At 54.9% G+C, this 19,986-nt stretch carries 22 protein-coding genes and 1 pseudogene; 17 read left to right on the top strand and 6 right to left on the bottom strand.

The genetic code is table 11. The features are described 5' to 3' along the window. Positions 1-172: 172 nt before the first annotated feature. The 3 genes from A7K61_RS04555 to A7K61_RS04545 all read left to right on the top strand — a co-directional run bounded on the left by A7K61_RS04555 (position 173) and on the right by A7K61_RS04545 (position 3,004). Complete coding sequence (locus A7K61_RS04555) at positions 173-1,117, top strand: chromate resistance protein ChrB domain-containing protein (protein ID WP_069557034.1); 945 nt, start codon at positions 173-175, stop codon at positions 1,115-1,117. Then, positions 1,110-2,468: a chromate efflux transporter gene (gene chrA, locus A7K61_RS04550; protein WP_069557033.1), complete on the top strand. Its 1,359-nt coding sequence runs from the start codon at positions 1,110-1,112 to the stop codon at positions 2,466-2,468. Before A7K61_RS04555 ends, chrA begins: the two co-directional genes overlap by 8 nt. An 83-nt stretch (positions 2,469-2,551) precedes the next feature. Continuing rightward, positions 2,552-3,004, top strand: a complete 453-nt coding sequence (locus tag A7K61_RS04545) for a chromate resistance protein ChrB domain-containing protein (protein ID WP_069557032.1) — start codon at positions 2,552-2,554, stop codon at positions 3,002-3,004. A 48-nt stretch (positions 3,005-3,052) separates the two neighbouring features. On the opposite strand, the gene A7K61_RS32145 is transcribed toward A7K61_RS04545, so the two are convergent. The 3 genes from A7K61_RS32145 to A7K61_RS04535 all read right to left on the bottom strand — a co-directional run bounded on the left by A7K61_RS32145 (position 3,053) and on the right by A7K61_RS04535 (position 4,723). Continuing rightward, on the bottom strand, positions 3,053-3,184 hold the full coding sequence (locus A7K61_RS32145) for a YHYH domain-containing protein (RefSeq protein ID WP_139129456.1): 132 nt from the start codon (positions 3,182-3,184) through the stop codon (positions 3,053-3,055). A gap of 95 nt (positions 3,185-3,279) precedes the next feature. Then, the gene (locus A7K61_RS04540; protein ID WP_069557031.1) at positions 3,280-4,416 is read right to left on the bottom strand and encodes a nickel/cobalt efflux protein RcnA; all 1,137 of its coding nucleotides are present in this window, start codon (positions 4,414-4,416) and stop codon (positions 3,280-3,282) included. A 7-nt stretch (positions 4,417-4,423) separates the two neighbouring features. Next, entirely contained in the window at positions 4,424-4,723 is a 300-nt protein-coding gene (locus A7K61_RS04535; protein ID WP_069557030.1) for a metal-sensing transcriptional repressor, read from the bottom strand. Positions 4,724-5,236: 513 nt separating this feature from the next. On the opposite strand from A7K61_RS04535, the gene A7K61_RS04530 reads away from it, so the two are divergent. From A7K61_RS04530 to A7K61_RS33480, 14 genes and pseudogenes are all read left to right on the top strand, one after another. Next, positions 5,237-5,974: a HupE/UreJ family protein gene (locus tag A7K61_RS04530; protein WP_069557029.1), complete on the top strand. Its 738-nt coding sequence runs from the start codon at positions 5,237-5,239 to the stop codon at positions 5,972-5,974. Between the two features lie 12 nt (positions 5,975-5,986). Further along, positions 5,987-6,628: a transmembrane anchor protein gene (locus A7K61_RS04525; RefSeq protein ID WP_069557028.1), complete on the top strand. Its 642-nt coding sequence runs from the start codon at positions 5,987-5,989 to the stop codon at positions 6,626-6,628. A 681-nt stretch (positions 6,629-7,309) separates the two neighbouring features. Next, positions 7,310-7,723 (top strand): arsenate reductase ArsC, encoded by a 414-nt coding sequence (locus A7K61_RS33495; protein WP_069557027.1) that lies wholly within the window; start codon positions 7,310-7,312, stop codon positions 7,721-7,723. Positions 7,724-7,732: 9 nt separating this feature from the next. Continuing rightward, the gene (locus tag A7K61_RS33490; protein ID WP_010455862.1) at positions 7,733-8,104 is read left to right on the top strand and encodes a metalloregulator ArsR/SmtB family transcription factor; all 372 of its coding nucleotides are present in this window, start codon (positions 7,733-7,735) and stop codon (positions 8,102-8,104) included. 27 nt (positions 8,105-8,131) lie between these two features. Further along, complete coding sequence (locus A7K61_RS04510; protein WP_069557026.1) at positions 8,132-8,602, top strand: arsenate reductase ArsC; 471 nt, start codon at positions 8,132-8,134, stop codon at positions 8,600-8,602. Between the two features lie 17 nt (positions 8,603-8,619). Then, entirely contained in the window at positions 8,620-9,693 is a 1,074-nt protein-coding gene (gene arsB / locus A7K61_RS04505) for an ACR3 family arsenite efflux transporter (RefSeq protein WP_069557025.1), read from the top strand. After that, positions 9,686-10,402 (top strand): arsenical resistance protein ArsH, encoded by a 717-nt coding sequence (gene arsH / locus A7K61_RS04500; protein WP_069557024.1) that lies wholly within the window; start codon positions 9,686-9,688, stop codon positions 10,400-10,402. The genes arsB and arsH overlap by 8 nt, the downstream gene beginning before the upstream one ends. Before the next feature lie 12 nt (positions 10,403-10,414). Further along, complete coding sequence (locus A7K61_RS04495; protein ID WP_069557023.1) at positions 10,415-10,927, top strand: cyclin-dependent kinase inhibitor 3 family protein; 513 nt, start codon at positions 10,415-10,417, stop codon at positions 10,925-10,927. Positions 10,928-10,950: 23 nt separating this feature from the next. After that, a complete protein-coding gene (locus A7K61_RS04490) occupies positions 10,951-11,955 on the top strand; it encodes an ArsJ-associated glyceraldehyde-3-phosphate dehydrogenase (protein ID WP_069557022.1) in 1,005 nt (334 codons plus the stop codon). Positions 11,956-11,964: 9 nt separating this feature from the next. After that, positions 11,965-13,185, top strand: coding sequence for an organoarsenical effux MFS transporter ArsJ (gene arsJ / locus A7K61_RS04485; protein ID WP_069557021.1), 1,221 nt, complete (start codon positions 11,965-11,967; stop codon positions 13,183-13,185). Between the two features lie 73 nt (positions 13,186-13,258). Next, positions 13,259-14,800 (top strand): hypothetical protein, encoded by a 1,542-nt coding sequence (locus tag A7K61_RS04480; RefSeq protein ID WP_069557020.1) that lies wholly within the window; start codon positions 13,259-13,261, stop codon positions 14,798-14,800. 154 nt (positions 14,801-14,954) lie between these two features. Then, positions 14,955-15,134 (top strand): annotated as a pseudogene (locus A7K61_RS04475) (hypothetical protein); the annotation flags it as partial. A 175-nt stretch (positions 15,135-15,309) separates the two neighbouring features. Further along, the gene (locus A7K61_RS33485; RefSeq protein ID WP_256557699.1) at positions 15,310-16,089 is read left to right on the top strand and encodes a hypothetical protein; all 780 of its coding nucleotides are present in this window, start codon (positions 15,310-15,312) and stop codon (positions 16,087-16,089) included. Beyond that, positions 16,038-16,823: a YaaC family protein gene (locus A7K61_RS33480; RefSeq protein WP_256557698.1), complete on the top strand. Its 786-nt coding sequence runs from the start codon at positions 16,038-16,040 to the stop codon at positions 16,821-16,823. Before A7K61_RS33485 ends, A7K61_RS33480 begins: the two co-directional genes overlap by 52 nt. Positions 16,824-16,883: 60 nt before the next feature. Here the strand turns inward: A7K61_RS33480 and A7K61_RS04465 are convergent, their stop codons facing one another. From A7K61_RS04465 to A7K61_RS34170, 3 genes are all read right to left on the bottom strand, one after another. Continuing rightward, a complete protein-coding gene (locus A7K61_RS04465; protein WP_069557018.1) occupies positions 16,884-18,347 on the bottom strand; it encodes a site-specific integrase in 1,464 nt (487 codons plus the stop codon). A gap of 723 nt (positions 18,348-19,070) precedes the next feature. Further along, the gene (locus A7K61_RS34175; protein WP_371914715.1) at positions 19,071-19,169 is read right to left on the bottom strand and encodes a hypothetical protein; all 99 of its coding nucleotides are present in this window, start codon (positions 19,167-19,169) and stop codon (positions 19,071-19,073) included. Positions 19,170-19,229: 60 nt separating this feature from the next. Next, positions 19,230-19,793 carry an AAA domain-containing protein gene (locus A7K61_RS34170; RefSeq protein ID WP_069557017.1) on the bottom strand — a complete coding sequence of 188 codons (564 nt, stop codon included), beginning with the start codon at positions 19,791-19,793 and terminating at the stop codon, positions 19,230-19,232. Positions 19,794-19,986 lie beyond the last annotated feature (193 nt).

The following is a 19,986-nucleotide window of genomic DNA, read 5'->3' as shown; positions in this document are numbered from 1 at the left end:
CCAGCACCTTTCGTGATCATGATCGGCAAAAACAGCCGTTCACCGCTGCTCGCGCAAGTCCCCGTGCATCTAGCTAACCTCGCCAAAAAATTCTAATTATTAAGGACGGCTTTTCAAGATCTCGGATCAAGTATAATGTAGCGGTAACTACAAAATAATTAGTAATATCTACATGAATAATTGGCTGGCATTGATTCTCGGTTTACCCACCGCTAACGCCACCGAGCGCATGCGAGCCTGGCGTGCTTTGAAAGCATCAGGCGCAGCAGTTTTGCGCGATGGTGCCTATCTGTTGCCTGATATCGGTGTCTGTCGTGAAGCTCTGGTGGCTGTTGAGCGCGACATCCTGTCCATCAACGGCACTGCTTACATCCTGCCTGTGGTCGATCTGGATAGTGAACGCTTTATCGAGCTATTCGACCGTAGCGATGATTACAGCAAGCTACGCGTAGAGATCGAAAAGTGCCGTGGACAACTCAATCCCGAAAACGCATTGGCCACCACCAAACAAATTCGCAAACTGCGTAAAACCTACGATCAGCTGACCAACATCGATTACTTCCCAGGTAAGCCGAAGCAGCAGATTGACTCAGCCTTGCAGGAGCTTGAGACGGCCGTCAGCAGAGCGTTATCTGCGGATGAACCCCATAGCCGATACCAGCTTATAACGGCACTGAACCGTGGCGACTATAAAGGTCGTGTTTGGGCAACCCGTAAGCGTCCGTGGGTTGACCGTCTGGCTTGTGCCTGGTTGATTCGGCGCTTCATCGACCCCCAAGCCAAGATCCTCTGGCTCAACAGCCCAACAGACTGTCCAGCAGATGCCTTGGGTTTTGATTTCGATGGGGCGACCTTCAGTCATGTCGGCAATCGCGTGACCTTCGAAACCTTGCAAGCCAGCTTTGAACTTCAAGAGCCCGGCCTAAACCGCATTGCCGCGCTAGTCCACTACCTCGATATCGGCGGCATTCAGCCGGTGGAGGCTGCCGGCATCGAGCGCGTGCTGGCAGGACTGCGCGAAACCATTACCCACGACGACCATCTGCTGGCAGCTGCCAGTGCCATCTTCGACGGCTTGCTCGCCGGGTTTGTGAAAGAGGAACAACCCCATGAGTAAGGTTTCCGCATTGGCAGTTGACGAGGATTTGGCGAGGCCTGAGCCGATCAGTTTGCGTGAGGCGTTCTGGTTCTGGCTGAAGCTCGGCTTCATCAGTTTCGGCGGGCCAGCAGGGCAGATTTCGATCATGCACCAGGAGCTGGTAGAACGGCGGCGCTGGATCTCGGAACGACGCTTTCTGCATGCGCTCAATTACTGCATGTTGCTGCCAGGGCCAGAGGCTCAGCAGTTGGCGACCTACATCGGCTGGCTGATGCATCGAACCTGGGGTGGAGTGATTGCGGGGGCATTGTTTGTGCTGCCCTCGCTGTTCATCCTGATCGCTCTGTCGTGGATGTATATCGCCTTCGGCGAAGTGCCGGTGGTGGCCGGGCTCTTCTATGGGATCAAGCCCGCCGTGACCGCCATCGTGGTGCAGGCGGCCCATCGAATCGGCTCTCGGGCGTTGAAGAATAATTGGCTGTGGGCGATAGCGGCGGCGTCATTTATCGCGATCTTCGCGTTCAATGTCCCATTCCCGCTGATCGTGTTGGGGGCCGCGTTAATCGGGTATGTCGGCGGACGCCTGGCGCCCGAGCAGTTCAGAACCGGTGGTCATAGCGCCGCCAAAAAGTCCTTTGGCCCGGCCTTGATCGATGACGACACCCCATCCCCGGAGCATGCCCGGTTTATCTGGTTGAATTTGGCATCGCTCGCACTAATCGGCGCCGCGTTATGGGCATTGCCGATGGGGATCTTGACCTCCCTCTTTGGCTGGGAAGGTACCTTGACCCAGATGGGCTGGTTCTTTACCAAGGCCGCGTTGCTGACCTTCGGCGGGGCCTACGCTGTGCTGCCGTATGTTTACCAGGGCGCGGTCGGTCACTACGGTTGGCTGACCCCGACACAGATGATCGACGGGTTGGCTCTAGGGGAAACCACCCCGGGACCGCTGATCATGGTGGTAGCCTTTGTCGGTTTTGTCGGAGCCTATGTCTCGCAAGTGTTCGGTGCCGATCAGGTGTTTCTGGCTGGAGCCGTCGCAGCCTCTCTGGTGACCTGGTTCACCTTCCTGCCTTCGTTCCTGTTCATCCTCGCGGGTGGCCCTCTGGTGGAGTCGACCCATAACGAACTCAAGTTCACTGCACCACTCACCGCCATTACCGCCGCCGTAGTTGGGGTGATCCTCAATCTGGCGTGCTTCTTCGGCTATCACGTGCTGTGGCCAAAGAGCTTCAGCGGCACCCTCGACTGGCCCTCTGCACTGATCGCCATTGCCGCGGCGATTGCCTTGTTCCGCTTCAAGCGGGGCGTCATTCAGGTGCTGATGGCTTGCGCGCTCGTCGGCTTGGCGGTGCATCTGCTGCGCTAGAGAGCACGAATTGATTAACTGTCTCTGGCGGGCACTGGGTCTGCCAGATCACCCAGCCTACTGAGCTAGGCAGGAGGTGTTCCATGAGGTGGATTACCCGTGAACGACCCAAGATCGACCGCATCGCCTGCCCCTGGCTGATCACTCGCTTTATCGATCCACAGGCTGAGTTTTTATATGTGCCTAGCGGTGATGTGCTGCGGATTGCAGTGGAGAAAGACGCAGCCCCCTACGACATTCCCGGCGTTGAGTTTACGCATGAGGGCGAGTTGTGCAGCTTCGACGCGTTTCTGAAGAAGTACCAGCTCAGTGAGCCCGCCTTGCAGCAGCTGGCCAAAATCGTACGCGGGGCAGACACCTCTCGCCTGGATCTGACGCCGCAATCAGCTGGGTTGTACGCCATCTCGTTGGGGCTATCGCAGTGCTTTACAAACGACCATGAAATGCTGACGCACGGTCTGATTATGTATGACGCACTCTATGCCTGGTGCAAGGAGTGCCAAGGTGAATCGCATAACTGGCCTCCGCAGATGTGAAGAGGCCCGTTTGTGCAGAAGCCCAGACTAGAGCTGGGCTTTTTTACATTAGTGGCAGTGGTAGTCATTCGTTTTGTGGTTGCGATGGCAACCTTTTGCATCAGTGCCACCGCTATGCGCGTAAGCAGCCACGGACGTCATCGAAAGGACGGCGGCGATCAGAAGGGCAAATAGTTTCATCAGGCTAACTCCATGCTCATGTTGTTTTTAGGGTGAGTTCTCTCATCCTAAGCATGGTATGGCCAGTTGCCTCTATTTAATACTCGACTATCGCATTATGCATTTAGGCCTATCCAACCATGGGTGCCCACGTAAAGGCCAACTCCAATGATCAGCGCGCTGGACAGGTAAGGTGCACGACGAGCAACGGTGCCCAGCCATGGCCAACGGTTGGAAGCCTGTCTAGCGCCAATGGCCGCAGCAGCACCCACAGCCACCAAGGTGATCGCCAAGCCGATGCTGAAGCACAGGACGAGCATGCCCCCAAGAGCAACTTCTTTAACCTGAAGGCACAGCAGCAGGACGGTAATCGCAGCAGGGCACGGAATCAGCCCCCCAGTCAGACCGAACATGACGATCTGGGCAGTAGTGACCTCACGGTTGGTGAAGCGTTTACGGATATCGTTGGCATGCGCACGTTCATGCGCATCCTGATAGCCGTCAATCGACAACTCCAGACCTTCCAGTTCGGAATGCGCATGCCCGTGATCATGTTCCTGGTACTCCAGGTCATAATCATGGGAGTGGCCCGAATGCCCAAGACTCAAGCGAGCACTGAACTCATGAGGCTCGGGAATATCGACTGCCGACTCCAGGAAGCCTTCGCGCTCGACGAAAGAGAATGATTGCGTGCTGCTGTCCGGACGAGTCGTCATCAGGCGAATATCCGAGGCAGCCCAGGCGTGTCCGGTCAGTGTTTTCAGGCGCCAGTGCGGTGGCATGCCTTCTTCGAAGATCGACAGTTCGACACGGCCATGGCCGGTATCGATTCGGTGGGTTTCATCATGGTGACCATGGTCATGCGCGCCGTGGTGGTGATCATCACCTTGCTCGAACTTGAACATCTGCTCACCGCGCCAGGTACGCCACAGCATCCAAAGCGCAATCACGATGATCAGGGCGGAGGACGCGAGTTGGAAGTACGGCTCTGTGGTCTCGGCATCCAGACCTTGGCCCAGGTACATGCCGCCGATGGCGACCAGCCACACTACAGCGGTGTGCGACAGCGTCGCGGCCAAGCCCAACAAAACGGCCTGTTTTACTGAGCCGCGGATGGCCACGATGAAGGCCGCCATCATGGTTTTTGAATGGCCCGGTTCCAGACCATGCAAGGCACCGAGCAGAATAGCGCTCGGAAAATACAGCCAGGCGTGAGCCCCACCTTGTTGCAGCAGTTCAGCGAAGTTGGGCATGTCAGACCTAGAGGTACTTGGTAATTTGTTTGAACGCTTCCAATGGTGCGCGCTCGCCATTGTTCAAGGCCGAGACGGTGTCCTCCAGGCAGTGATCGATGTGATCCTGAATGAGCGTGCGCTTGGCTTGGCACACCGCTTTTTCAACAGCGTGTAGCTGCTGGGCGATGTCCACGCACTGACGACCCTCTTCGATCATGGTGATGATGCCGCGTAAATGGCCGTCTGCCCGCTTGAGACGCTTGATGATCGCCTCGTGACTTTGGTGGGTGTGGGGATGGCTGTGTTCGTGTTCGTGCTCACTCATGACTTGAGCCTCAGGCATCATTGAATTACGCTGGCATCCTATCCCCCCTAGGGGGATATGGTCAAACGCATAAAATCCCTACAAAACGAGTTGAAATCCGAACGCTATGTTCAGCAGAACACTGACAACAACGGTGGTAATCGCGCTTGCTCTCGCCATGTTTGTGGCCTGGGCCGGGCATACCTATACGTTGTCGGTAACGTCGAAACCGCCTGCCTGGGAGATTGCGCAAGACGCCCATCACTCCCATGAAGAGCAAGCCGAGATGTCGTGTGCGAGCTGCTCGGATCACTATCACTCGCCGTTGACCCCTGATCATCAGCACGAAACGCCACAGTTGACCTCCGCGTTGAGTTTGGCCACTCAGCCAAAGCTCTCTATGCAGGTCGATGCGCCACGCTATTCCGTTCCCCGCCCGCCGATTTTCTTGATCGAGCGACCACCGCGTCCTTCGTTCGCATCCTGACCATGGCCGCACCGCGGCCTTTGATCCCTGCAACGTAGGATTGATCTATGCATTTGCACTCGATGAGCGGCGTTGGCGCATTTACTGCGCCTTCGCGTCGCCTGCTACTGCTGCTGTTTTTATTTGTCGCGTCACTTTTCCTTGCAATGCCCGAGGCGATGGCTCATGCCGTCGCCGAAGGTGACAAGGGATTCATCCAGGAAAGCTCCGGCGTCATGTTGCTGCCCTTCATCTACATGGGCGCCAAACACATGATGACGGGCTATGACCACCTGCTGTTTCTGTTCGGGGTGATCTTCTTCCTCTACCGTCTGAAAGATGTGGGGCTTTACGTCACGCTATTCGCCGTAGGCCACTCGGTCACGCTGCTGCTGGGTGTGCTGAATGAGATCAGCATCAGCTCTTACATCATTGACGCCATCATCGGTTTCTCGGTGGTGTACAAGGCGCTCGACAACCTAGGCGCATTCCAGCGTTGGTTCGGTTTCCAACCCAACACCAAAGTGGCCACGCTGATCTTCGGCCTGCTCCACGGTTTCGGTTTGGCGACCAAGATCCAGGAGTACGAAATCTCGCCTGATGGCCTGATTCCGAACCTGATCGCCTTCAACGTTGGTGTCGAGATCGGCCAATTGCTGGCCCTCAGCGCGATTCTCATTCTGATGGGGTATTGGCGACGTACGGGCAGTTTCTGGCGCCACGCCTATACCGCCAACGTCGCCATGATGAGTGCCGGTTTCCTCCTGATGGGTTACCAAATCACCGGCCTGTTTGTCTCCGCGTAAGGAATTCTGACTATGTTCAATACTCCGCTTCCAACTGTTAATGAATTGCCTAGCACTCGCAAACTGGTGCGCTCGACTGTCATTGCCCTACTGACTGCGGTCGGCCTGCTGGTGACCGTGGTCATGCCTTCGGAATACGCCGTTGATCCTACGGGTGTGGGCCGCGCACTGGGTCTGACCCAGATGGGCGAACTGAAGATCATCCTTGCCCAGGAGGCTTTGGCAGATGCAGCCCCACCGCAACCAGTATCTCCAACTCCAGCTCCACAGATTGCGCAAATCCAGCCCGCCGAGATACCTGCGGTTCAGCCAGTGACGACGCCTGCCCCGGCTCTGAAGACGAATCAAATGAGCGTCACGCTCAAGCCAGGTGAAGGGACAGAAATCAAACTGGAAGTGCTGAAGAACAAGACTGTTAGCTATGAGTGGACAGCGGCTGGTGGGCCTTTGAACTACGACACCCATGGCGAGCCTTACAACGGTGAAAAGGGTTACTTTCACAGCTACAACAAGGGCAAGCAGGTCAAAAGTGATAAAGGTGAGTTCACTGCCATTTTTGACGGCACCCACGGTTGGTTCTGGCGTAATCGCAGCAACAACGACGTGACCATCTCACTGAAAACGACCGGCGATTATTTGAGCGTCAAACAATAATTCGAGACGGGGATGGCTGTTCTACTGCCGAAAATGCAGCGTTCAGCCTGACCACAGACCATTTAGTTCATTCATTTTTTGAAGAGCCTCCCCATGAAAACTCCAACCACTCTGATTCGTTCGATGCTCCTGATCTGCTTCCTCGGCCTGATGACGGCATGCGGCGGTGGTGAGAAGAGCGCAACCTCCGAGAGCGCCGAACACGGACACTCACACGAGTAGCACCTTGGAAAACAACATGGCCGCGATTGCGGCCTTGTTTATCTTTACATCTCAATCCATGTGCCTCGTGCTTTGAACGAACGCAGCCTTTTTTTACACATTTACTTCCGGGTAACAGACTCTGTTGGCTCGCGAAGCTAGCGCTCGCAAATAGGCTAGCCAGTTAAGCGGTTCTTATCTTCTATTTTTGCATCGTTCTGTCTCTTGGTTAGGTTCACCAGGCATCAGGCAATCTATGCATCAATGACATATTTATTACAAAAACCATATATCTATTCCCTCTGATGTTTTTGAAGCGAACCTCTGAGCCATTTTTGTAGCTAGCGCCATAACATAGGGCTTTTAGTGAAGTCTGTCGGCGGAGCCCTATCGCTTGATGGATTAATCTGCCGTTGACCCTTTACCTCGCATGCGGAAAAACATATATTCGTTAAACCGCATATGAGCTGAGGCTTCACAATGACCAGCAAAGCCCGTGTCCTGTTCGTCTGTACCGCCAACGCTGCACGATCTCAGTTGGCCCAAGCGTTGCTGAGGCATATCGATTCGGAGCATTTCGAGGCGTTCAGCGCCGGCACAACTCCGACTCAGGTAGATCCGCGCACCTTTGAGGCGCTTTCACACAGCGGTGTGAGTACTGAAGGGTTACGTAGCAAGTCGATAGACGAGTTCCGTGGTGAGCGTTTCGATTACGTCATCACCTTGTGTGATAAAGCCGCATCGGAATGCCTGTCTTTACCTGGAGCCGGTGAGGCATTGGCCTGGAGTTTTGAGGACCCAGTCACCAGCACCAAACCCGATGCCTTCCGTCACACCCTTCACGAAATTCATGAGCGCATCAAGATGTTCGTCTTGGTCAAAAACAAACACTGAGAAAACGATATGGCTGACCATCTGACACCGACCACTGTTTTCAAATGCCTGGCTGACGACACTCGGGTCCGCACGATGATGCTCATCACCCGTGAAGGAGAGCTTTGTGTTTGCGAGCTGACCTGCGCGTTGAACGAGAGTCAGCCAAAAATCTCCAGGCACCTAGCGCAACTGCGTACTTGCGGCCTGTTGTCGGACCGTCGGCAAGGCCAATGGGTGTATTACCGACTGCACCCGAACCTCCCTGACTGGGTTCATCAAGTTCTGACCACTGTGCTCGAAAGCAACAAGCACTGGTTGAGCCCTGATGCCAAACGCCTTGATGAAATGGGTGACCGTCCTGAACGTGCAGCCGTGTGCTGTGAAAGCAAAATCGCCTGATTCCGCCTTCGACTACGAGATCACTCGATGAAAATCCTGTTCCTCTGCACTGCCAATAGCTGTCGCAGCATCCTCTGTGAAGCGGTCTTCAATCACTTGGCGCCGGAAGGCATGAAAGCCTACAGCGCGGGCAGTCAGCCCAAAGGTGAAGTGCATCCGCTGAGTCTCAAGACGTTGGAAAACGCTGGTATTTCGACGGACGGGTTGTTCAGTAAGTCCAGCGATGTCCATGTGAACTTGGCTCCTGATTTCGTCATCACTGTGTGCGACAAGGCTGCCGGTGAAGCCTGTCCGGTATTTTTCGGACCGGCCACTAAGGCCCATTGGGGGCTGGCTGACCCTTCGGAATACCAAGGGACGCAAGAAGAGATCGAGGCGGCTTTTGAAGCCACTTTGGAGCAGATCAGAACCCGTGTTGAAGCCTTCCTGGCTCTACCGCTTTCCCAGCTAAGTGCCGAACAGCTCAAGGCAGAGCTGGCCCTGATTGGCACGCTGTAACCACAGGAGCAATGATCATGAGTAACAGCCGCCTTTCTTTCCTGGACCGTTACTTGACGCTGTGGATTTTTCTCGCCATGGCCTTGGGCATCGGTTTGGGGAGCCTGTTCGAAGGCTGGCCGCAGTGGCTCAACAGTCTTTCTGTGGGCACCACCAACATCCCAATCGCTATCGGCTTGATCGTGATGATGTATCCGCCTCTGGCCAAGGTTCGTTATGAGGAACTGCCGGAGGTCTTCAAGGACAAGCGCATCCTCGTCTTGTCTTTGCTCCAGAACTGGGTCATCGGCCCGGTGTTGATGTTCGCGCTGGCGATCATTTTCTTGAGGGATCAGCCGGAATACATGACGGGCCTGATCCTGATCGGGTTGGCTCGTTGCATCGCGATGGTGCTGGTCTGGAATCAGATCGCGGGAGGCAACAATCAGTACGTCGCCGGGCTGGTAGCGTTCAACAGTATCTTCCAGATCCTGTTTTTCAGTGTGTATGCCTGGGTCTTCCTTGGTCTGCTGCCGCCGCTGTTTGGGTTAGAAGGCAGTGTGATTGAGACCAGCTTTGTCAGTATTGCCGAGTCGGTCCTGATCTACCTGGGTGTACCGTTTCTGGCAGGCTTCCTGACCCGCAGGATCCTCATTGCCCGTAAAGGTGAAGCTTGGTTTCAGGAGCGCTTCATTCCAAAGATCAGTCCGCTGACGCTGGTGGCACTGCTGTTGACCATCGTGGCCATGTTCAGCCTCAAAGGTGACGTGGTACTGCAATTGCCATTGGATGTGTTGCGTATCGCAATCCCTCTGACGATCTACTTCGTGGTGATGTTCTTCATCAGCTTCTGGATGGGCAAGCTGCTCAAGGCTGACTATCCGCGCACCACCGCGCTGGCTTTTACAGCCGCAAGCAACAACTTCGAACTGGCGATTGCCGTGGCCATTGCCACCTTCGGCCTGGCTTCCCCGGTCGCTTTCGCCACGGTGATTGGCCCGCTGGTGGAAGTGCCGGTATTGATTTCCCTGGTCGGTGTTGCGCTCTGGTTGAAACGCCGCTGGTTCGATGAATCCAAGAGCGCCGTTGCGCAGGACAAAGACTATGTTTGATGACCACATCCCCCAACTCGATACCGAACTGGTTGATCTCCCATCGACTGACAAGCTGGGCATCGAGAAGACTTCTATCCATAAACCACGCATTTTGCTGTTGTACGGATCGACCCGTGAGCGCTCCTTCAGTCGCCTGCTAGTCGAGGAGGCCGCTCGATTGCTGGAGCACTTCGGCGCCGAGGCGCGGGTTTTCAATCCGTCAGGCTTGCCGCTACCAGATGACGCCCCCGACGATCATCCCCGTGTGAAGGAACTGCGCGAGCTGATGCTGTGGTCCGAGGGGCAGGTTTGGTGCTCTCCAGAACGTCACGGCTCCATGAGCGCGGTGTTCAAGGCGCAGATTGATTGGGTGCCACTCGCGATGGGCGCGGTACGCCCGACCCAGGGTAAAACCCTTGCGGTCATGCAGGTGTGCGGTGGCTCGCAGTCGTTCAACGTGGTCAATCAGCTGCGAGTGTTGGGACGTTGGATGCGCATGTTCACCATCCCCAACCAATCCTCCGTGCCGAAGGCCTATATGGAATTCGACGATAACGGCCGGATGAAGCCTTCTCCGTTCTACGACCGCGTCGTTGATGTGATGGAAGAGTTGGTGAAATTCACGCTGCTGCTTCGCGACCGCCAAGACTATCTGGTGGATCGTTATTCCGAGCGCAAAGAGTCGGCGGAAGAACTCATGAAACGTGTCAATCAGCGCTCCATCTGAGGATTTTTTACCGTGCCACAACACCCTTATTCCGTACTGCCTCTGGCACAGTTCAATGGCCAATTGATCTTCACCCCGTGCCCAGGCACGAAGGGCACCCGACCATTCGAGGCGTTGCAAACCCTTAAGGATGCGGGGGCATCGGCGTTGCTGACGCTGATGCCGACCGAGGAGTTGCTTCAGAACGAGATCGACCTGCTGCCCGAAGAGTGCCAAATGCTCGGCATCGAGTGGTTTCACCTGCCAGTAGAAGACGATCAAGCGCCTGGCGAAGCATTTAAAGCCGCTTGGGCGCAGCACCATCCGCGACTCAAGCAATTGCTGACCGAAGGGAAAACCATCGCCATCCATTGCAAGGGCGGCTCGGGCCGTACCGGTTTGGTCGCCGCTCAACTGTTGATCGAGAGCGGTGTGCCCTTCAGCGATGCCATCCGCGATGTTCAGTCGTTGCGTCCGCGTGCCATTCAGCATCCTGCCCACATTGAATACATCGGCCAGTTTGACACTCAGTCGAACTCCCACTGACAACAGATACAGAGCACAACAACATGACTATCAAAGTTGGCATCAATGGTTTTGGTCGGATCGGTCGCCTCACGCTGCGCGCCGCTTGGAACTGGCCAGAATTCGAATTCGTGCAGATCAACGATCCGGCAGGCGATGCAGTAACCCATGCGCACCTGATCAACTTCGACTCTGTGCATGGTCGTTGGCACAACGAAGCCAGCGCAGAAGGCGATCAGGTGGTGATTGGCGGCAAGCGCATCAAGGTGACCGCGAACAAAGCGATTGCCGACACCGACTGGTCGGGTTGCGATCTGGTGATCGAGGCCAGCGGCAAGATGAAAACCGTTGCTGTGCTTCAGGCTTACCTGGATCAGGGCGTTAAGCGTGTGGTGGTCTGCGCTCCGGTGAAGGAAAAAGGCGCGCTGAACGTCGTCATGGGTGTCAATCATCAGCTGTTCAATGCTGCGGAACATAGCATCGTCACCGCTGCTTCGTGCACCACCAACTGTTTGGCGCCAGTGGTGAAAGTCATCCACGAAAAGCTGGGCATTCGCCACGGTTCGATCACCACCATCCACGACCTGACCAACACACAAAGCATTCTCGATCAGCCGCACAAGGATCTGCGCCGTGCGCGTGCCTCCGGTATGAGCCTGATCCCAACCAGTACGGGTTCGGCCACCGCCATTGCCGAAATCTTCCCGGAGCTGCGTGGACGCCTGAATGGTCACGCCGTGCGCGTGCCGCTGGCCAACGCTTCGCTGACGGACTGTGTCTTTGAGGTCGAGCGAGCCACAACGGTGGAAGAGGTGAACCAACTCCTCAAGGACGCTTCCGAGAACGAGCTGAAAAACATCCTCGGTTTCGAGGAGCGTCCATTGGTATCCATCGACTACCGTACCGATCCGCGCTCATCAATCATCGATGCGCTGTCGACCATGGTCATCAATGGCACTCAGGTCAAACTCTATGCCTGGTACGACAACGAATGGGGCTATGCCAATCGCACCGTCGAACTGGCCAAAATGGTCGGTCTGGCAGTCTAAGGAGTGGTCATGAAAGCGTTGTCAGCCCTCGCTCCGGAAGTGCGGCAGTACCTGCTCGTCACGGGCAACTACTGGGCCTTCACCCTCACTGACGGCGCCTTGCGCATGTTGGTGGTGTTGCACTTTCACGCGTTGGGCTACAGCCCACTGCAAATCGCGGCATTGTTTCTGTTCTACGAACTCTTTGGCGTGATCACTAACCTGGTGGGTGGCTACCTCGGCGCTCGGCTGGGTCTGAACCGAACCATGAACATCGGGCTGGGCCTCCAGGTCGCGGCGCTGTTGATGCTGACGGTTCCGGTAGCCTGGCTAACCATCCCTTGGGTGATGGGCGCTCAGGCACTATCGGGAATTGCCAAAGACCTGAACAAGATGAGTGCCAAAAGCTCCATCAAGCTTCTGGTCCCCGATGGGCAGCAGGGCAAGCTCTACAAGTGGGTGGCGATCCTCACCGGCTCGAAGAACGCACTCAAGGGTGTCGGCTTCTTTCTTGGTGGAGCCTTGCTGGCACTCATCGGCTTCAAAGGCGCCTTGCTGGCCATGGCGGGTGTCCTGGCGCTGATCTGGATCAGCAGCTTGATCCTGTTAAAGAAGGACCTGGGCAAGGCCAAAGCCACGCCAAAATTTCGCGACATCCTGTCCAAAAGCCGGGCGATCAATATCCTTTCAGCGGCCCGAATGTTCCTGTTCGGCGCCCGCGATGTGTGGTTTGTGGTGGCCTTGCCGGTGTACCTGAGCAGCGTGTTCGGCTGGGACTTCTGGGAGGTTGGCGGCTTCCTCGCGGCCTGGGTGATTGGCTACGGCATTGTGCAGTCCTTCGCGCCCAACATCACCGGCAAGAAACGTGGCCATGTACCGGATGGTCGTGCGGCATTTCTGTGGGCACTTGCACTGGCAGGTCTGCCGGCGGCCATTGCTCTTGGACTGAACACAGGTTTGTCGCAGCAGATGGTGCTGCTCGGCGGGTTAATGGTCTTTGGCGCGCTGTTCGCGGTGAATTCGTCTCTGCACAGCTACCTGATTGTCTCTTACGCCAAGGAAGACGGGGTGTCGCTGGATGTAGGTTTTTATTACATGTCGAACGCTATGGGACGGTTGATAGGCACGGTGCTCTCCGGCTGGGTTTATCAGGTGTATGGGCTGGGTGCGTGCTTGTGGATATCGAGCGCATTCGTGCTGCTCGCAGCACTGATCTCTATTGCGTTACCGAGGCATGCCGAAGCGTTTTAATCACCCCTAAAGGCGGCTTGGAGTCGAACGCTGTGTGAGAATGTCATTGATCTCAAACAAGGATGCCACTCTCATGGCGAAGCTGCCGATCAGCGCAAAGAGTTTCGACGAAGGCTTGACGGAAATTCAGCGCATTATTCGACGCTACGACCCGCTCAGCTTATTGGAAGCGGCGTTGAGGTATCTGTACAGTCCCACCAAAGATCGCTTTGAGCAGGCATCCAAGCAGCCATGGTTGATCATGTTGTTTATTAAATGGACTTTTCTAGATCCATTAGTAAATAGCCCATTGAGGCGCCCCTCAATCTCTCAGAATGAAATGCTTGAGTTGCTACAAAAGGTCCTTGACCTGACGGAAACCGGTAGCCTGCCCGATGAGTACGAAGACGTACGGCTTTTTTTCCGGGCGGTGGCCTACCAGCAGTTTTTTCATCAGACAGAGAGCGGCTTGGTTGATATTGCTCGTCAGGAGCTTTTGTTCGCAAAAGTCCCGGAAAATCATTATTTCAAAACTCGTTTCCTGAATGGCACTGGGGTGTCCATACAGGACTTTCTGCGTCTTTCTTTTGCGGTCCTTGCTAGCACGAAGAAAAGTGGTCCTGTACTTCAGCGAGCCACTCTTTTTGGTCTCTGTCCAGCCTTTACACCGATGGCTGTAGACGCCTATCTACGTACCATTTCTGTCGAAGTTGGAGATTTGCATCGCACCTTAGAAGAGGTAGACAAGGACGGACGCCACCCGAACGAGTATTTGCAGCAAACGCCCTTCCTAAAATTCCCATTCATCAAGGTTCGCTCCGAATATTTGTGTGTGTCCCCTCATGTTCTTGAGCGATCCTTGGGACATTTCATCTACGACTACCTCAAGCGAGCTGACGTAGACGGGTTCAATAACGCTTTTGGAAAGTCGTTTGAAAAATATGTAGGCGACTGGTTGAGCAAGTCAGGGTTGCCGACAGCCAACGAGAGCGAATTGACTCTGGTCCTGCCTGGTCAAGGGAAAGTCGTCGATTTCATTGCTGCTGATGGTGATTCGAATGTGCTGATCGACGCCAAAGGTGTGGAAATGGCGCAGCGGGGTATGGTTGCGTTTCAACGGGGGGATGTTCGTCGAGCGACCCAAACGTCCTTGATTAAAGCTTTCGAACAAGGGCATGAAGTTGCTGCTCGAATCGCTTCGATGGGCGGTGATCATCCCGTGATTCGTCAGCGCTCCTCAACCTACTTGCTGGCTATTACATACAAAGAGCTGTACATCGGGAACGGAGTTACTTTCGCAGCCGTTGTAGGAGATGCAGTGCTCGAAAAAATTCGATCCAAATATGCTGAGCAACATTTGATCCCCGTCGAAAATATTTACTTCCTCACGATCCATGAATTTGAAGAGCTGATGAGTCTGGTAGCAAGCCAAAAAATTGGTTTAGTAGAAGCCCTGGAGAAGGCTAAGCAAGCTGATTCTGAGCGGATGACCCAAAAATTCAATTTCGAGCTGCATATCCATGAGTGGTCGAAGCAACTGGGCAGAGAGCAACCATTACGAGAAATCCTCAAATCGATGGTGGATGAAATGCGCGTTGCGTTTCCTGCTCAGCCCGAGACAGCGGCGCAGAAATAAATCGGGACGCAGTTCGTCAATCACTTCAATTTCGCGCTGATAATGCTGGCTTAATTCAGGTCCAGTGATATCGCCTGGATCAGGGCCTTTCGATAGACCGCTGAGAACATTCATCCAATTGTAAGAGCCATTTGCAGCGACTGCACTCCAGCCCATGAAACGCTATCTGCGGTTTTGCCTTATCTTCTTGATCAGCCTGGCGCTCCCCCTCAGCGGGATGGCGGGTGTTCAGGCACCGACAGAACCTTGTCCAATGAAGACGATGGGCATGGCGATGATGGACGACATGGGCGTGGACTGCTGCAACGAAATGAAAAGCCCTTCCGAGCACGGTAATGGAAGTAGCCGGAGCGCAATGTTGCGTCGGCTTCTGCCACCCGCTTTTTACGAAAACCAATTATTCAGTAACGTAGCGTGAATGGCCGTTATTGGCTGTGGATTCGATCAATCAATGCTATGACTGAAGCTGCGATAATGCTTAGTAGAAAGACAGAGCATGGAGAAGGCATATGCAAGACAGCGGATGGAAGGCGCGCTTAGATATTCTGCGGGACGCAGTGAAAAGAAATATGCTTGACAAGCTAGTCGGACATGGCTGGGAAGCGTCCATAGTCCGTGAGGTTGCCGCAGGAGAGTATGTGGTCGTAAAGGCGTCTAGAGGCGGGGCGGAGCGTTCGGCCGCAGTACTCTATTCGTCAGCGACGAGCAACAATGTATACAAGCAACTGGCTGGAGAGGTGTCCGTTATCTTTTTTAACGGACAGCCGTACATGGTTGAGTCATTCGCTATGGGGGTATCCATTCCCGTGAAGCCGATTGACGATTTTCAACCCCTTCTCATCGAATGGAACCGTGAAAGCAGCACTGGAAAGTTTGCGCCTACGACAATGAAAGCAGAAGAGACGAGCATTGAAGAATTGCAGGCACCGCGGCGAGTGCTGCTTTCAGAAACTCCGATAGAAGCAGTCTGGGCGAGGCTTGCTCAGTTAAAAAGTGCGACTCTTGCTCGAAAGATGGTCGACCGTCGCGCTCAACTTGAAAGCCTAAGCCTTGAGCCGTCGACTATTGTGTCAAAGGGAGAGGGCGTTGCTTTCGCGCTCCGAAATGCCACCGATTATTTCAGTGCCATTGATCGAAGAAATGTCAGTCAACGTGTACTCAATCTGTATTACGGCACAATGTCGTTCGCATTGCCGAGATGCTTGCTTCACCAAGTGGTCCTCAAACCCTCTCAGAGTTGGAGGCAACAACCAAAAAAGGGCATGGCCTTTATACCCATGATGGTTTAGATGACCGATTTGAGAGTTTGGCCATTGGCGCGCTCGTCTCGGGTTTTTTCCCAAGTTGGGTTAAATCGATGTCTGCAAACTCACTTGTCGCTGCCAAACGGAAACCAGACGGTCTGGATGCACTGAAAGCACTGCCCGTTGAAAGCTGGCTTACGATGGAGCAGCTGTTTTCTCGGATACCTGAGGTTGCGGATCTTTTTGAGGACATATTTGAAGGTAAACCTTCTTGGGTAACTCCTGCTTACGATCAAGAAAGTAATGGTCGGCACCACCGTGCGACGACGACCTACGCTCTTTTGATAGATGAGTCTGGGCGAATGACGGTGGATGATATTGCTGCTTTTCCTGGGGCAATTCGCGAGATCATCCAAGTTTCGTCTAGGTCATCAGCAAGCCATTTCCGTGTGGCAATTGATCATCCGGAGTCGAGTATTTGGTGGGATGCACTTCAGCTACATCACAGCCCATTTAAAAGACATGCGCTAATGCTGCCTCTCTTTGGAACGATAAATGAGTATCGAGCGACATGTTTGGTGTTGCTCTATGCGTTGTCCATTCTGGTTCGCTATCGTCCAAGCCTATGGCGGCAGATACAGGAAGGGGAGCTTGATCATTTCAGGTCACTGATCGAGACGTTCCTCTCAGCAGTTGAGCGCATTCTTCCAGAACAGTTTCTGGAGAAAATTACCGGTCAGTCGATCTCTGTACATCAACCCGGCTCGTTTTTTTCCTAGGGGGGGGCTGACGATCTTGAGCGTTCCTCCATCCGCTTTCAGTTGATAAATTCGGGAAACCTACCTATCCGATTGAGGCAGCAGGGGGCCAGTGGTGGCGTACGCTGGAAAAGACATCATCGACTCGGAAGGTGGGTGCTCATAGGTTGAGGACAGCACGGCACTGAGTCGGTCGCCCAACAGGTTCCAGGCTTTTTTCTTCTCTTCGGCATAGTCGTGATGCAGGTAGTGGCGTCTCACCCGCGAGCCGGCCAGCACATGATTTTGGCAACGATCGATGACGTCCAGGCTGACCCCCAAGGCCTGCATCATGGTGGCGCCCGTGCGGCGCAGGTCATGCGGCGTCCAGTCGCCGTTCTGGCCGTCGGCAAGGACCAAGGTATCGTCGTGACGCCGTCTGGAAAGGGCCTTGCGGTTTTTGAACCGGGCTTGGCGGTCACCCACCTGTTTGCTCACCACCTTCACGTCCACATGCCCATCATCCTGCTTGTTCGGAAAGCACCATTGGCTATGTCCTGTCAGGGTCTTGAGTTCCTGAAAGAAATGCAGGCCGAAGGGGGAGAGGAAGACATGGTGGTCTTGTTTCTTGCCGCGGGAGCCTTTGACGTTTTCGCTCGGGAGGAACCAGGTCTGCTGGTCTAGATCGACATTTTTCCATTCGGCCTGCAGCAACTCGCCAATCCGGCATAGCGTGCCCAGGCTGATCCAGAGCGCGAGCTGCGTTTCCTTCTTTAGCGGACGAATGCCGTCGTATTTTTGGCCCGCGGGGAGGGCGTCGTAATCGGCGGTCATTTGCTGGAAGCGGTTGTGCAGTTCCAACAGCTCAGCCGGCGAAAGGATGCGGCTTCTTTCGGCTTCGTAGTCGGCAGGGATCAAGGGGGAGATGTCGACCAGCTCAGTTGGATCACCCTCGAGCAATAAGGCCCGCCAAGGTTGGCGCTTTCTAGCCCAGCTAAACATCTGGGTGAGGTCGGCGAAGAAACTGATGGCTTGCCGGTGAGCGCCGCGGTTGACCACGGTGCGGATCAGCGCCCGAACATCGTGTTCGGACACACTGCTGACCGCTGTCTTGCCAAGTGCCGGAAAAAGATCCTTGTTAAAGCGTCGTTGCAACTCGGCATTGCCGTCTTTGCGCGCAACGCCATCCAACAGCCACGCCTTGGCCAGATCCTGGACGGTCAGCGTTTGCACCTTCGTCGTTTTTACTTGTTCGGCCTCTACGTTAGCCGCGGCGTAGGCCTGTGCCTTGGCGGTTTTCTTCTGCTCGTTGGGATTGATCTGCTCATCGATGAGCGCACGGGCCTGGTTGCGGGCCTTGCGGATGTCCGTCAGGGATTTGCGCGGCCAGGACCCGCAGGAGTACTCTTTGTTCTGCTCGCCCCAGCGATACCGATAGAAAAAGCTGACCGACACACCGTCCTTACGGACTGAGATTCGACCGGCGAGATTGCCATCCTCCCTGAGGATGCGGCCGGCATCATTGGCGGTCAGCGACTCGAGTTCTTTGATGGTAATTTTGGCCATGAAACGGACTTCCCCTACTTTTACCCCCACAAAAACGTCGGCTCTTGATGGACGTTACTGGACTCTCGTAGAGCAGAACACCGCTGGAGCTCAAGTAAATACTAGCTTAGAAAAATCCAGAGTACAATTTCGGAGTCTTTCAAGAAGTATGAAAAAGGAGATGGGGTGCTAGGGGTCGAGTGTTCGAATCACTCCGTCCCGACCATATAATTCAAGGGGTTGCGAGATTTTATCTCGCGTCCCCTTTTTATTTTAAAGTGTTTTTACCCCTACGAAACGACTGGCTTTGGATGGAATGCTCGTCTGTTTCGAAGAAAACGGACGCGAGACTTCTGGGTGCAAATGTTCCCCCGCAGTAAGTTCGGCGATGGAGGGTAGGGGGACCTAAATGACGACTCGTCAGCAGTCTCCAGCTTTGTCTTTGGGGGGGCGCTACCGAGAAGCCCCAATAGCCCCATAAGACAAAATGTCAGCAAAATCGGGGCTAGAAGATCTGGGGCTCGATGCCTATCCATTCAAACTCTCAGTCCTGTCGATCCACCTGAAGCCGCGTGACCAGGTTAGGCTGCCGCTGAGAGCGTAGCTTGCGCGGCCTGATTCATCCAACCATAGAAATCACCGATCTTCCCACAAGCGCTGTCAGTGCCGGCAGCCTCTTGCTTCGGATGTATTCGATGCTTCCCACCAGGTAGACACAGTCTCTGGCCCGGGAGATGGCGACATTCATGCGTCGGTCGAGAACGTGGCGGGCCCGACGGTACGCACGAACGAGAAGAAGACGACGTCAGCCTGACGCCCTTGGAACGCATCGACGGTATCCACCTCGATTGTCAGGTGCTCGCGGAAATCGAGTTTGCCTAGGGCGAGCTTGAGCTGCCTGCATTATGCGCTGTACGGCGTGATCACGGCTACGCTCAGCCGCTTGCCGTCGCTGAAGTAGGACTTGGACTCTTCGCTTTGAAGAACGGTGGTGCTGGCATCCATCAAAACATCACCAGAGCCCTCGGTATCGCCGCGGGCTGAGGCCTCAGCAATCACAGCAGACTTTGCTTCGCTGATTTGCTCACACATCGTCTTCAGGCGATCAACGATGATCTGAATCTCGCGCTGGTTGATCAATGTCTTTTCATCTTCCCCGCGTTCAGGGGGGACGAAGTACCCCTTGGAGTCGTAGGTCAGCCAGGCGAAGTGCTCGAACAGGCCATTACCCTCCGTGCGGCAGTGGTCGAGGCCGTTGTTGTAGAAGTGCTTGGAGAGGAATTTGCCGATCTCTGGCAGCATCCGGTACTGCTTGAGCTGCGTGCTTTTAATGTGCTCGGGGAAATTCTCGAAGATGCGCTCGATGACGCCGCCTCTGATGAGCTTCTCCTGGGCCTTGTCGAGTGCCGAGAGGGCTGAAGACTCTTCTTTGCGAAAGGTCTGTGGCAACTGCTCGTGGTCGCCCAACCGCTTGCACAGCGCTCCGGTACACAGGTCGCCGCGTCACCTAGCAAGCTAACCGCAGCCCTAGGCGTAGCACTTTGAACATCAAGTGGTGGCAGAATATGCTCATTGGAATGCGGGCTAGGGTTCGGTACGGCCTGAGCTACTGGGCGGAGCCTGCTAAGCAGCCGCTACTTCTGAGTCTAGGGGCGTGGCG

Origin of the sequence: Pseudomonas sp. AP42 (assembly GCF_001728935.1) — a bacterium.
Taxonomy (GTDB): domain Bacteria; phylum Pseudomonadota; class Gammaproteobacteria; order Pseudomonadales; family Pseudomonadaceae; genus Aquipseudomonas; species Aquipseudomonas lactis.
The sequence above is the reverse complement of the archived record's forward strand: the minus strand, read 5'-3'. Positions and strand labels throughout refer to the sequence as shown.

What these genes read in the sequence shown, in the direction of transcription:
- A7K61_RS04555 (WP_069557034.1), top strand. Translation starts at nt 173, where the DNA reads ATGAATAATTGGCTGGCATTGATTCTCGGTTTACCCACCGCTAACGCC.
- chrA (WP_069557033.1), top strand. Translation starts at nt 1,110, where the DNA reads ATGAGTAAGGTTTCCGCATTGGCAGTTGACGAGGATTTGGCGAGGCCT.
- A7K61_RS04545 (WP_069557032.1), top strand. Translation starts at nt 2,552, where the DNA reads ATGAGGTGGATTACCCGTGAACGACCCAAGATCGACCGCATCGCCTGC.
- A7K61_RS32145 (WP_139129456.1), bottom strand. Translation starts at nt 3,184, where the DNA reads ATGAAACTATTTGCCCTTCTGATCGCCGCCGTCCTTTCGATGACGTCC.
- A7K61_RS04540 (WP_069557031.1), bottom strand. Translation starts at nt 4,416, where the DNA reads ATGCCCAACTTCGCTGAACTGCTGCAACAAGGTGGGGCTCACGCCTGG.
- A7K61_RS04535 (WP_069557030.1), bottom strand. Translation starts at nt 4,723, where the DNA reads ATGAGTGAGCACGAACACGAACACAGCCATCCCCACACCCACCAAAGT.
- A7K61_RS04530 (WP_069557029.1), top strand. Translation starts at nt 5,237, where the DNA reads ATGCATTTGCACTCGATGAGCGGCGTTGGCGCATTTACTGCGCCTTCG.
- A7K61_RS04525 (WP_069557028.1), top strand. Translation starts at nt 5,987, where the DNA reads ATGTTCAATACTCCGCTTCCAACTGTTAATGAATTGCCTAGCACTCGC.
- A7K61_RS33495 (WP_069557027.1), top strand. Translation starts at nt 7,310, where the DNA reads ATGACCAGCAAAGCCCGTGTCCTGTTCGTCTGTACCGCCAACGCTGCA.
- A7K61_RS33490 (WP_010455862.1), top strand. Translation starts at nt 7,733, where the DNA reads ATGGCTGACCATCTGACACCGACCACTGTTTTCAAATGCCTGGCTGAC.
- A7K61_RS04510 (WP_069557026.1), top strand. Translation starts at nt 8,132, where the DNA reads ATGAAAATCCTGTTCCTCTGCACTGCCAATAGCTGTCGCAGCATCCTC.
- arsB (WP_069557025.1), top strand. Translation starts at nt 8,620, where the DNA reads ATGAGTAACAGCCGCCTTTCTTTCCTGGACCGTTACTTGACGCTGTGG.
- arsH (WP_069557024.1), top strand. Translation starts at nt 9,686, where the DNA reads ATGTTTGATGACCACATCCCCCAACTCGATACCGAACTGGTTGATCTC.
- A7K61_RS04490 (WP_069557022.1), top strand. Translation starts at nt 10,951, where the DNA reads ATGACTATCAAAGTTGGCATCAATGGTTTTGGTCGGATCGGTCGCCTC.
- arsJ (WP_069557021.1), top strand. Translation starts at nt 11,965, where the DNA reads ATGAAAGCGTTGTCAGCCCTCGCTCCGGAAGTGCGGCAGTACCTGCTC.
- A7K61_RS04480 (WP_069557020.1), top strand. Translation starts at nt 13,259, where the DNA reads ATGGCGAAGCTGCCGATCAGCGCAAAGAGTTTCGACGAAGGCTTGACG.
- A7K61_RS33485 (WP_256557699.1), top strand. Translation starts at nt 15,310, where the DNA reads ATGCAAGACAGCGGATGGAAGGCGCGCTTAGATATTCTGCGGGACGCA.
- A7K61_RS04465 (WP_069557018.1), bottom strand. Translation starts at nt 18,347, where the DNA reads ATGGCCAAAATTACCATCAAAGAACTCGAGTCGCTGACCGCCAATGAT.